Below are 10,736 nucleotides of genomic sequence, written 5' to 3'. Positions count from 1 at the left end.
GCCCCGCCTCCCAGCGTCCGGCTGGCGCAACCTGCCGCGCCACCGACAACCGATCGCCCGCGTCGATCCGCGCCGCCCTCCCGGCAGTCAAGTTTTCGTCGAATCTGACGTTAGCAAGGACATGCGGAGCGCATCGCTATTGCGCATCCCATTCGGCAGATCGGTCCACACGTTCCAGTCGCAGAGGAAGGCATCCATGCCAGCGCATTTTCTCCGAAAAATTTATAGGATCATCCCTATAAAAGCCAACAAGAATCATTCTCTTTTTCCCATTTTTATCAGGGTTTTTCTTATATCCCCAGCGGCATCGACACGGCCGATAGCAGCGCATTTCGCAACCTGATCTGCAACCTGACCTAACAGATTAGTGCAAAAAAAGGGTTGGGAAAACTCTGATTATCTTGATTGTTTTTCCCAATTTCGGGAAATAAAGTTCCCAAAGAGCGCACAGAAATTTCCCAATGTGCCTCAAGTCAATGACGAACAGGAGATCACGATGAGCACGTTTGCAAGCACCGGCCGCGCCGCCTCCCACCGCTTCGCTCTTCGGCTGCCGCTGGCCCTGGCGAGTGCTTTGCTTTCGGTATCCGCGTGGGCCGCGGATGGCGTGATCTACTTCCGGGGGGCCATCGTCGCGCCCCCCTGCAATACGCAAATCAGCACGAGCGGGACCGCCTCGCTAAGTTGTCCGGCAAACGGCACGCATGCCGCGGAGTCTGCCGCCCTGCCGCTACAGCCTGGCCGGGCCGTCCAGCTGGCGACCGCGCGCGCCTTTGTCGTGCCCGTGCAATTCGCGACCGGTCCCGGTAGCGGCAACAAGCAGGGCTATGTCGTGGTGACGGAATACAACTGAGCGGCCTGTCCCTCGAGCCACGCCAGCTCGTCCTCGTCGAAACCCGCCGCGCGGCGCGCCGCCAGGTTGAAGGGCGGCCGCAGGCGCGGTGCCTGGTAGCGCGCGGCCAGTTCGGCGTAGGTGGCGACGGGGTCCAGGCCGCGGGAGGCGCATAGCCAGCGGTACCAGTGGTTGCCAATGGCTACGTGACCTACCTCGTCGCGCAAGATGATGTCGATGATGGCGGCGGCCTCATGATCGCCCGCGGCTGCGAGCTTGGCGCGCACCGGCGGCGAGGCATCCAGCCCGCGCGCCTCCAGCGTGCGCGGCACCAGCGCCATGCGCGCCAGCACGTCGCCGGCAGTCTTGTCCGCCATCTCCCACAGGCTGTTGTGCGCCGGAAAATCGCCATAGCATGCATCCAGCGTGGCCAGGTGCTGCGCGAGCAGGCTGAAATGCAGCGCCTCCTCGTCGGCCACGCGCAGCCAGTCCAGGTAGAAGGCTACCGGCATCGCATCGAATCGCCAGATGGCATCCAGCGCCAGGTTGATCGCGTTGAACTCGATATGCGCGAGCGCGTGGATCAGCGCCGCGCGGCCGGCGGGCGTATGGATGGAGCGGCGCCGCTCCACCCGCTGCGGGGCCACCAGTTCGGGCAGCGCCGGCCGGCCGGGCAACGGCAGTTCGGCCGCGATCGCCTCACCGATGCCCAGGGCCTCCGGCGCCATGGCCTCGGCCGCCAGCCGCATCCGGCGTGTGGCCGCGGCCTTCTCGCGCGCGTCGCTCAGGCACAGGATGGCAAGCGCCTGGCGGCGCAAGGATGGCGCCGCCGCGCCGGATAGAGCACCAGGCGTGGCACCGCGATCGGGGTCAGGGGCGCCAGGCGACGCGGCGTCGGGTAGGTTTGCTGGCATAAGCGTAAAATCCGGTTTGCCGCTATTGTAGGGCCCGGCAGGTGGCACCCTATGCCAGCAGGCCCGCCCACGACCCTTTAAAGCCCGGCGGCAAACCCCATATACCCATACGAACTTGTGCAGGAGACCCCATGGCGCTTTACCAGCTCGGCGACGTTGCCCCCACCATCGATCCGGATGCCTACGTGGCGCCGGAGGCCACCATCATCGGCAACGTGACGCTCAAGGCGCGTGCCAGCGTATGGCCAGGCGTGGTGATCCGAGGCGACAACGAGCCGATCGTGGTTGGCGAGTCCAGCAATGTGCAGGAAGGCACCGTGCTCCATACCGACCCCGGCTGCCCGCTGACCATCGGCGACAAGGTCTCGATCGGCCACCAGGCCATGCTGCACGGCTGCACGGTGGGCGAAGGCTCGCTGATCGGCATCCAGGCGGTGATCCTGAACCGCGCGGTGATCGGCAAGGAGTGCCTTGTCGGCGCCGGCGCCGTGGTCACCGAAGGCAAGGTGTTCCCGGACCGTTCGCTGATCCTCGGCGCGCCGGCCAAGGTGGTGCGAGAGCTCACCGAGCAGGACGTGGCCAACCTGTATCGCAATGCCGAGACCTATGCCACTCGCCAGGCCATGTACAAGACACAACTCAAACGCATCGACTAAGCGACCAAGGCGCCGCGCCAGCGGCTCCGCATTACCGACGGATCATCGTGACTGACACCACCACCCCTGACACCCTGCAGAAATTCCTGTTCGACGCGGCTCCCGTGCGCGGCGAGCTGGTACGCATGCAGGCCACCTGGCAAGAAGTGCTGCGCCGCAACCATTACCCCACGCCGGTGCGCCGGCTGCTGGGCGAAATGATGTCGGCCGCCGCCCTGCTTTCGGCCAACCTGAAGTTCAACGGCGCGCTGGTGATGCAAGTGCACGGCGATGGCCCGGTGCGCATGCTGGTGGTGAAGTGCCTGTCCGACCTGTCAATGCGAGCAACGGCCAAGCTGGCCGAAGGCGTGACGCTGGCCGACGACGCCACATTGGCGGATCTCGTCAACGTCAGCGGCCACGGCCGCTTTGCCATCACGCTGGACCCGCAGGACAAGCTGCCCGGGCAGCAGCCGTACCAGAGCATCGTGCCCCTGGCCGACAAGCATGGCCCGATGACATCCATGACCGCCGTGCTCGAGCACTATATGCAGACGTCCGAGCAGCTCGACACGCGGCTATGGCTGGCCGCCGACGACAAGGTCGCCGCCGGCATGCTGCTGCAAAAGCTGCCCTCCTACGGCGGCACGCTGGAAGGCCACGCCGAGCGTGAGCCCGCGCAAGTCGGCGAAACCGGCGCGCCGCTGGCGGAGACCGCCCGCGCGCAGGACCTCGACACCTGGGACCGTGCCTGCCAGCTCGGCGCCACGCTCAAGGACGCCGAACTGCTGGCCGAGACCCCGGACACCTTGCTGCGCCGCCTGTTCTGGGAAGACCTGGAAGCCACCGGCCTGCGTGTGTTCGAGCCGCTGACGCCGCACTTCCAATGCTCGTGCTCGCGCGCCAAGGTGGCGGGCATGCTGCAAAACCTGGGCCGCGTGGAAATTGAAGACATCCTGGTGGAACGCGGCGAAGTGGAGATCCAGTGCGATTTCTGCGGCCAGCAGTACCACTTCGACCCGGTCGATTGCGCGCAACTGTTCACGCCGGTGCCTGTGGCTACCGGTGCCGGCGACGGCGCGGGCCAGCAGCACTGAGCGGCAGCGCGCGCAACGGCGATGCGAGCGACGGTGCGAGCCATGATGCGAAGCGCAACGGCAGGAACCTTTCTGCCGTGCGCCGGGGTCCAAGCGTCAGCGCCCCACCAGAGTCAGGGAGTCACCATGTCCGCTTTGTCCTCTCACCCGTGCGCCACGATCAGCGCCATGCTGCTTGGCGCCGTGCTGGCCTGCGGCGGCTGCGCCCAGCTGCCGCGCGACCTCAACGGCTCGCCGCCGACAGCCCGCCTGGCGCCCAACGGCGTGCCGCCGCCGCCCGTCACCGCGGAAGATATCCAGAAGATCGGCGAGCTGAACCGCCAGGTACTGCGCGAGCAGGATGCCGCGATTGCCCGCCAGCAACAGGCGGAAGCCATGGCGCGGGCGGCAACCTACTATGCGTATCCCTCGCCTAGCTGGAACCTGTACTACGGCGGCTGGGGCGGCGGGCACTGGGGCGGCGGAGTCGGATTCAGCAGCCCGGGATACCGGGGCTGGGGCTACGGTGGCTATCCGTACTGGTGGTAAGCAGCGGTAAGCAGCTAACGAAACTGGTGCAGCAGGCAACCAAGGGCGCGAGCCGGCTTCATCCATGCCGTTGCGCAGCAACGGCGGCAGACGCCACGAGACAGAAAACGGGAAAGACGCCAGCTTAGTGGCGATTGAATGCCGGGGAGTTCGCCGGAGGCGGCAGCGGTGGCGTGGCGCTGACCTTGGGAGCCGGTGCCACAAACTGCACGAACACCTCGCCATCCTTGACCATGCCCAGCTCATAGCGGGCACGCTCCTCAATGGCGCCGGTGCCATCCTGCAGGTCCTTCACTTCCCCTTCCAGCTTGGCGTTGCGCAGCTTGAGCGCCTGGTTGTGCGCAATCTGTTCCTGCGCCTGCTTGTCCATATCCCACACACGCAGCCAGCCGCCCTTGCCCAGCCATAGTGGATACTGGATGGCGAGCAACAGCACAAACAACAGCAACGAGATCAGGCGCATGGATTCCGGCGCTTAAGCAAAAGAAGGGAAGTTGCGTCATGCGCCGGCCGCGGCATTGTGCGCGGCCGGCGCATGGCACGAGCTTAGCGCAGATTGTAGAACGCGCTCTTGCCCGGGTAGCTGGCGATATCACCGAGATCTTCCTCGATGCGCAGCAGCTGGTTGTACTTCGAGATACGGTCCGAACGCGACAGCGAGCCGGTCTTGATCTGGCCGGCGTTGGTGCCCACCGCGATATCGGCGATGGTGCTGTCCTCGGTCTCGCCCGAACGGTGCGAGATCACGGCCGTGTAGCCGGCGCGCTTGGCCATTTCGATGGCGGCGAAGGTTTCGGTCAGGGTGCCGATCTGGTTGATCTTGATCAGGATCGAGTTGCCGATGCCCTTTTCAATGCCTTCCTTCAGGATCTTGGTGTTGGTGACGAACAGGTCGTCGCCCACCAGCTGCACGCGCTTGCCCAGCTTGTCGGTCAGCACCTTCCAGCCGTCCCAGTCGCCTTCGCCCATGCCGTCCTCGATCGACACGATCGGGAACTTGTCGCACAGGTTGGCCAGGTAGTCGGCGAACTGGGTCGAGGTCAGCTTCAGGCCTTCGCCATCCAGGTGGTACTGGCCTTCAGCTTCGTGATAGAACTCGGTGGCCGCGCAGTCCAGCGCCAGCAGCACGTCTTCGCCCGCACGGTAGCCAGCCTTCTCGATGGCCAGCAGGATGGTGTTCAGGCACTCCTCGTTGGAAGCGAAGTTGGGGGCAAAGCCGCCCTCGTCGCCAACGGCCGTGGACATGCCCTTGTCGGACAGGATCTTCTTCAGTGCGTGGAACACTTCAGCGCCGCAACGCAGGGCTTCACGGAAGCTCGTTTGCGACACCGGCATGATCATGAATTCCTGGATGTCCAGGCTGTTGTTGGCGTGCGCGCCACCGTTGACGATGTTCATCATCGGCACCGGCATCTGCATCGCGCCCGACCCGCCGAAGTAGCGGTACAGCGGCAGGCCGGCTTCTTCGGCAGCGGCACGGGCCACGGCCATCGACACGGCCAGCGTGGCGTTGGCGCCAAGGCGGGCCTTGTTGTCGGTGCCGTCGAGGTCGATCAGGGTGCGGTCCAGGAAGGCTTGCTCGGAAGCGTCCAGGCCCATGATGGCTTCGGAGATTTCGGTATTGATATGCTCGACCGCCTTCAGCACGCCCTTGCCGAGGTAGCGCGACTTGTCGCCGTCACGCAGCTCGATGGCTTCGCGCGAGCCGGTGGATGCACCCGACGGCACTGCCGCGCGGCCCATCACGCCGGATTCGAGCAGGACGTCGCACTCGACCGTCGGGTTACCGCGCGAGTCGAGAACTTCGCGACCGATGATATCTACGATTGCACTCATGGATTCCTCTTGGACTGTTGATGCTTGAGATGCTTGATGACTTCTTACTACACGGGCGCCATGCCCTGGACTACCGCTGGCTACAGCTGACCGAACTGGCTGACGCTTAAGCCTCAGGCGCCTTCCACCACGATCATGTTCATGCGCGCGGCATGCTCGCGCGACCTGCGCGCGGCGCGGTATTCCTCGCTGTCGTGGAACGACTTTGCCGCGTCATAGCTGGGAAACTTCAGCACGACGACGCGCGTCGGGGCCCAGTCGCCCTCGAGCTGCTCGGTCTTGCCACCGCGCACCAGTACCTCGGCACCATGCACCTTCATGGCATGGCTGGAGAGCACTTTGTACTCTTCATACTGCTGGGGATCGGTGACATCGACGTGGGCAATGATATAGCCGCTGGCCATGGCGTATCTCCGTGTGTTCTTATGATGTTGATTCTACTTGGCTGATCATGGCCGCCTGATGACGGCCATGACCGCGGAGGCACGGCAAGCTCAGGCGCAAGCCGCCGGCCAGCCGAAATTGTCTTCCAGGAAGCCGGTGCGCTTGACCAGGGTGTCCAGGTCCTTGAGCACCGACAGCAGTTCCTTCATGCGCGACAGCGGCACGGCGTTGGGGCCGTCCGACATGGCCTTGCTCGGATCCGGATGGGTTTCCATGAACAGGCCCGCCACGCCAACCGCCACGGCGGCGCGGGCCAGCACCGGCACGAACTCGCGCTGGCCGCCCGAACTGGTGCCCTGGCCGCCCGGCAACTGCACCGAGTGGGTGGCGTCGAACACCACCGGCGCGCTGGTCTCGCGCATGATCGCCAGCGAGCGCATGTCCGAGACCAGGTTGTTGTAGCCGAAGGAAACGCCGCGCTCGCAGGCCATGAAGCTGTCTTCCGGCAGCCCGGCCTCGCGCGCGGCATCGCGCGCCTTGTCGATGACATTCTTCATGTCATGCGGCGCCAGGAACTGCCCCTTCTTGATATTGACGGGGCGGCCGCTCTGCGCGCAGGCACGGATGAAGTCGGTCTGCCGGCACAGGAAGGCCGGCGTCTGCAGCACGTCGACCACGGCCGCCACCGGCTTGACCTCGTCGATCTCGTGGATGTCGGTCAGCACCGGCACGCCGATCTCGCGTTTGACGGTGGCGAGGATGTCGAGACCCTTCTCCATGCCCAGGCCACGGAAGGTCCGGCCCGACGAGCGGTTGGCCTTGTCGAACGAGGACTTGTAGATAAAGGGAATGCCAAGCTCACTGGTGATCGCCTTGAGCTCACCGGCCGTATCCAGCGCCATCTGCTCGGACTCGATCACGCACGGGCCGGCGATCAGGAAGAAGGGCCGGTCCAGGCCGACGTCAAATCCACAGAGTTTCATCGCTAATCTCCTGCTTGCGGTGCCGGGGCTCAGCCCGCCTTCTTCTGCTGGCTGGCCAGCGCCGCTTCCACGTAGGCCTTGAACAGCGGATGGCCATCGCGCGGGGTGGAGGTGAATTCCGGGTGGAACTGCACGCCAACGAACCACGGGTGCAGGCTTTCCGGCAGTTCCATCATCTCGGGCAGGTCTTCGGTCGGCGTACGCGCCGAGATCACCATGCCCGCCTTTTCCAGCGTCGGCACGTAGTGATTGTTGACCTCGTAGCGATGGCGATGGCGTTCGTTGACTTCCGGGCCATAGATCTGGCTGGCCTTGGTTCCAGCCTTGACCGGCACGCGCTGCGCGCCAAGGCGCATGGTGCCGCCCAGGTCGGACTCGGCGGAGCGCTGCTCGACCTTGCCTTCGCGATCCACCCACTCGGTGATCAGCGCGACCACCGGATGTTCGGTTTCCAGGTTGAACTCGGTCGAGTTGGCGTCGGCCATCGCCGCCACGTGGCGAGCGAACTCGATCACGGCCAGCTGCATGCCCAGGCAGATGCCCAGGTACGGCACCTTGTTCTCGCGAGCGTACTGGATCGCGCGGATCTTGCCTTCCGTGCCGCGCTTGCCGAAGCCGCCCGGGACCAGGATGGCGTCCAGCGGCTTGAGCACTTCGAGGTGACCAGATTCGAGTTCTTCCGAATCGATGTACTCGATGTTCACGCGGGTAGCGGTGTGCATGCCGGCGTGGCGCAGCGCTTCGATCAGCGACTTGTAGGATTCGGTCAGGTCGACATACTTGCCCACCATGCCGATGGTGACCTCGTGCTGCGGGTTTTCCTGGGCATTGACCAGGCGCTGCCACATGGAGAGATCAGCCGGTTTGGGATCGATGCGCAGCTCCTCGCAGATCAGGCGGTCGAGGCCTTGCTCGTTGAGCATCTGCGGGATCTTGTAGATGCTGTCCACGTCCCACACCGAGATCACGGCTTCTTGCGGGATATTGGAGAACAGCGAAATCTTGGCGCGCTCTTCGTCCGGGATCGGGCGGTCGGCGCGGCACAGCAGCGCGGTCGGCGAGATGCCGATTTCACGCAGCTTCTGCACCGAATGCTGGGTCGGCTTGGTCTTGAGCTCGCCGGCGCTGGCAATGAACGGCACCAGCGTCAGGTGCACGAAGGCGGCGTGGTTGCGGCCCATGCGCAGGCTCATCTGGCGCGCGGCTTCCAGGAAGGGCAGCGATTCGATATCACCCACCGTACCGCCGATCTCCACCAGCGCGACGTCCGCCTTGCCACCGTGCGACGCAGCCGCGCCGCGCTCGATGAAGGCCTGGATTTCGTTGGTGATATGCGGGATCACCTGCACCGTCTTGCCGAGGTACTCGCCGCGGCGTTCCTTGCGGATCACCGATTCGTAGATCTGGCCCGTGGTGAAGTTGTTCGACTTGCGCATCTTGGCCGAGACGAAGCGCTCATAGTGGCCAAGATCGAGGTCGGTTTCCGCACCGTCTTCCGTGACGAACACTTCGCCATGCTGGAAGGGGCTCATCGTGCCGGGATCGACGTTGATGTAGGGATCTAGCTTGAGGAGGGTGACTTTGAGGCCGCGCGACTCGAGAATGGCCGCGAGCGAAGCAGCAGCGATGCCCTTGCCGAGAGAAGAGACGACACCACCGGTGACGAAGACGAATTTGGTCATAAACCGAGCTTGCCGGGGAAATCGGGATTATACATGAGAGGCCGCCTGCTGCAGCGCCGCATTTGCGACAAGTCGCCTTGCCCGGGAGCCACTGAGACGCTTTCGCCGCTTCGTACTCGAGCCCCCGCCCCCGCCCTATCCTGCCCCGCCTACGGACGCGCGCAGGCGGCGCCGTCGCCCCGCATTTGCCCGACCAGATCGCGGATCAGCCCGGCGGTCTGTTCGGGACGCTCCATCGGATACAGGTGCCCGCCTTCGATAAAGCGCAGGCGCTCGCCCACCAGCTTGCGCGTGGCGCCGAGCCCGCATTGCCGCACCTCGCGCGAGCGCGTGCCGGCGACAAAGCTGACCGGCACCGGCGCGCCACGCGCCACGCGCGCGCCCAGGCTGGTAGGCAGCGTGCGGTAGATCTGGTACTCGATCTCGCGTTCGAAGCGCAGGCGGCGCTCGGCGTCGTTGCCGGTCGGCTCCGTGCCATGCATCGCATAGTCGCGCAGCACTTCCTCGTCCCACGACGCGAATACCGGCTTGGAGCGGAAATGCTCCCACACCGCCTCAGCATCCGGCCAGTGCGTGCGCCGCCGCCGGGTCGCGGCAGCCGGGCTGGGCCGCTCATCCAGGCCTAAGCGCTGACCGGCCTTGAGCAAGGCGGCGCGCCACCCGGCAATCACGGGCGAATCCAGCATCACCACGCCGCGCACCCACTGCGGGCGGCGCAGCGCGGCCATCAGCGACAGGAAACCACCAAGCGAATGCCCCACCAGCCATACCGGCTCGCGGTACTTCTGCTCGATCGAAGCCAGCAGCTCATCGACCAGGTGCGGCCACTCGCGCGTGACCGGGAATTTCGGGTCGTGGCCATAACGGTCCACGGCGCGGATCTCGAAATCGTCTTCCAGCGTTCCAAACAGCTTGCGGTAGGTGCTGACCGGAAAACCGTTGGCGTGCGAAAAATGCAGAATGTCGCGCATCGGGGTATTCGCGGTGCGCCCTCAGTCCTGCGTGCCGGCACGTTCGCGCGTGGCGCGCACTGGCTGGCCCCAGCGGTCGCCCGCGCCCTGGCGCGCCAGCGGAAACTCGGCCGGCGCGTTGGCATCCCACTCCGGATCGTTGATCTCGCCGAAGACCTGGCGCAAGCGTTGCCCCCAGGTATCGCGGATCATGCGGAAGTAGGCGTTCTTCTCGTCAATGTTGACAAAGCGGGTCACGCGCAGCGAATCGCCCTCGTAGACCAGCAGGTCCAGCGGCAGGCCTACCGAGATATTCGACTTCAACGTGGAATCCATCGAGATCAGCGCACACTTGGCTGCCTCGCCCAGCGGCAGCGTCGGCTCGACCACGCGATCGATGATGGGCTTGCCGTACTTGGCCTCGCCGATCTGAAAATAGCAGTTCTCGGGGGTGGCCTCGACGAAATTCCCGGCAGCGTACACATGGAACAGGCGCACGCGTTCGCCGCGGATCTGGCCGCCGAAGATCAGGCTTACATTGAACTCGATGCCGGCCTCGCGCAGCGCGTGGGCGTCGTGCTTGTGCACCTGGCGCACCGCGTCGCCAACGATGGCGGCCGCCTCGAACATATCGCGCGCCGCCCACAGCGAGCGCTTCTCGTCGCGGCCCTCCGCCAGGATCTGGCGCACCGCCTGGCTGATCGCCAGGTTGCCCGCGGTCAGCAAGACCATCACGCGGTCGCCCGGCTCCTCGAACACGGTCATCTTGCGAGCGGTCGAGATCGCATCGACACCGGCATTGGTGCGCGAATCAGAGAGGAACACCAGCCCGGCATCCAGCCGCATGGCTACACAGTACGTCATGATCTTGTCTTGTAATGGTGCACGTTCACGC

At 65.0% G+C, this 10,736-nt stretch carries 12 protein-coding genes; 4 read left to right on the top strand and 8 right to left on the bottom strand.

The features are described 5' to 3' along the window. Positions 1–496 precede the first annotated feature (496 nt). A complete protein-coding gene (locus tag AC1RWI_RS17920) occupies positions 497–853 on the top strand; it encodes a YmdA family protein (protein ID WP_043344935.1) in 357 nt (118 codons plus the stop codon). On the opposite strand, the gene AC1RWI_RS17915 is transcribed toward AC1RWI_RS17920, so the two are convergent. Further along, positions 826–1,746 carry a ferritin-like domain-containing protein gene (locus AC1RWI_RS17915; RefSeq protein WP_492867777.1) on the bottom strand — a complete coding sequence of 307 codons (921 nt, stop codon included), beginning with the start codon at positions 1,744–1,746 and terminating at the stop codon, positions 826–828. The genes AC1RWI_RS17920 and AC1RWI_RS17915 overlap by 28 nt on opposite strands. A 131-nt stretch (positions 1,747–1,877) precedes the next feature. Here AC1RWI_RS17915 and AC1RWI_RS17910 point away from each other — a divergent pair, with 131 nt between their 5' ends. From AC1RWI_RS17910 to AC1RWI_RS17900, 3 genes are all read left to right on the top strand, one after another. Further along, on the top strand, positions 1,878–2,402 hold the full coding sequence (locus tag AC1RWI_RS17910; RefSeq protein WP_006160208.1) for a gamma carbonic anhydrase family protein: 525 nt from the start codon (positions 1,878–1,880) through the stop codon (positions 2,400–2,402). Between the two features lie 47 nt (positions 2,403–2,449). After that, positions 2,450–3,478, top strand: coding sequence for an Hsp33 family molecular chaperone HslO (gene hslO, locus AC1RWI_RS17905; protein WP_492867774.1), 1,029 nt, complete (start codon positions 2,450–2,452; stop codon positions 3,476–3,478). 126 nt (positions 3,479–3,604) lie between these two features. After that, positions 3,605–4,006, top strand: coding sequence for a hypothetical protein (locus tag AC1RWI_RS17900; RefSeq protein ID WP_492867772.1), 402 nt, complete (start codon positions 3,605–3,607; stop codon positions 4,004–4,006). Between the two features lie 124 nt (positions 4,007–4,130). Here AC1RWI_RS17900 and ftsB read toward each other — a convergent pair whose 3' ends face one another. From ftsB to AC1RWI_RS17865, 7 genes are all read right to left on the bottom strand, one after another. Continuing rightward, positions 4,131–4,469, bottom strand: coding sequence for a cell division protein FtsB (ftsB, locus tag AC1RWI_RS17895; RefSeq protein WP_043344932.1), 339 nt, complete (start codon positions 4,467–4,469; stop codon positions 4,131–4,133). An 83-nt stretch (positions 4,470–4,552) separates the two neighbouring features. After that, a complete protein-coding gene (gene eno, locus AC1RWI_RS17890; RefSeq protein WP_043344931.1) occupies positions 4,553–5,842 on the bottom strand; it encodes a phosphopyruvate hydratase in 1,290 nt (429 codons plus the stop codon). 113 nt (positions 5,843–5,955) lie between these two features. Further along, positions 5,956–6,246 carry a DUF1330 domain-containing protein gene (locus AC1RWI_RS17885; RefSeq protein ID WP_043344930.1) on the bottom strand — a complete coding sequence of 97 codons (291 nt, stop codon included), beginning with the start codon at positions 6,244–6,246 and terminating at the stop codon, positions 5,956–5,958. A 90-nt stretch (positions 6,247–6,336) separates the two neighbouring features. Continuing rightward, a complete protein-coding gene (kdsA, locus tag AC1RWI_RS17880) occupies positions 6,337–7,209 on the bottom strand; it encodes a 3-deoxy-8-phosphooctulonate synthase (protein ID WP_492867769.1) in 873 nt (290 codons plus the stop codon). Between the two features lie 29 nt (positions 7,210–7,238). Then, complete coding sequence (pyrG, locus tag AC1RWI_RS17875; RefSeq protein ID WP_043344927.1) at positions 7,239–8,891, bottom strand: CTP synthase; 1,653 nt, start codon at positions 8,889–8,891, stop codon at positions 7,239–7,241. A 149-nt stretch (positions 8,892–9,040) separates the two neighbouring features. Continuing rightward, positions 9,041–9,862 carry an alpha/beta fold hydrolase gene (locus tag AC1RWI_RS17870; protein ID WP_492867767.1) on the bottom strand — a complete coding sequence of 274 codons (822 nt, stop codon included), beginning with the start codon at positions 9,860–9,862 and terminating at the stop codon, positions 9,041–9,043. A 21-nt stretch (positions 9,863–9,883) separates the two neighbouring features. Beyond that, the gene (locus AC1RWI_RS17865; protein WP_173430672.1) at positions 9,884–10,705 is read right to left on the bottom strand and encodes a proteasome-type protease; all 822 of its coding nucleotides are present in this window, start codon (positions 10,703–10,705) and stop codon (positions 9,884–9,886) included. Between the last annotated feature and the right edge of the window lie 31 nt (positions 10,706–10,736).

The sequence above is a fragment of the Cupriavidus sp. MPR-AND1C genome, from assembly GCF_058809705.1.
Note: the sequence above shows the minus strand (reverse complement) of the source record. Positions and strands in the feature narration are given on the sequence as shown.

What these genes read in the sequence shown, in the direction of transcription:
- AC1RWI_RS17900 (WP_492867772.1), top strand. Translation starts at nt 3,605, where the DNA reads ATGTCCGCTTTGTCCTCTCACCCGTGCGCCACGATCAGCGCCATGCTG.
- AC1RWI_RS17920 (WP_043344935.1), top strand. Translation starts at nt 497, where the DNA reads ATGAGCACGTTTGCAAGCACCGGCCGCGCCGCCTCCCACCGCTTCGCT.
- AC1RWI_RS17885 (WP_043344930.1), bottom strand. Translation starts at nt 6,246, where the DNA reads ATGGCCAGCGGCTATATCATTGCCCACGTCGATGTCACCGATCCCCAG.
- ftsB (WP_043344932.1), bottom strand. Translation starts at nt 4,469, where the DNA reads ATGCGCCTGATCTCGTTGCTGTTGTTTGTGCTGTTGCTCGCCATCCAG.
- pyrG (WP_043344927.1), bottom strand. Translation starts at nt 8,891, where the DNA reads ATGACCAAATTCGTCTTCGTCACCGGTGGTGTCGTCTCTTCTCTCGGC.
- AC1RWI_RS17915 (WP_492867777.1), bottom strand. Translation starts at nt 1,746, where the DNA reads ATGCCAGCAAACCTACCCGACGCCGCGTCGCCTGGCGCCCCTGACCCC.
- eno (WP_043344931.1), bottom strand. Translation starts at nt 5,842, where the DNA reads ATGAGTGCAATCGTAGATATCATCGGTCGCGAAGTTCTCGACTCGCGC.
- AC1RWI_RS17865 (WP_173430672.1), bottom strand. Translation starts at nt 10,705, where the DNA reads ATGACGTACTGTGTAGCCATGCGGCTGGATGCCGGGCTGGTGTTCCTC.
- AC1RWI_RS17870 (WP_492867767.1), bottom strand. Translation starts at nt 9,862, where the DNA reads ATGCGCGACATTCTGCATTTTTCGCACGCCAACGGTTTTCCGGTCAGC.
- AC1RWI_RS17910 (WP_006160208.1), top strand. Translation starts at nt 1,878, where the DNA reads ATGGCGCTTTACCAGCTCGGCGACGTTGCCCCCACCATCGATCCGGAT.
- kdsA (WP_492867769.1), bottom strand. Translation starts at nt 7,209, where the DNA reads ATGAAACTCTGTGGATTTGACGTCGGCCTGGACCGGCCCTTCTTCCTG.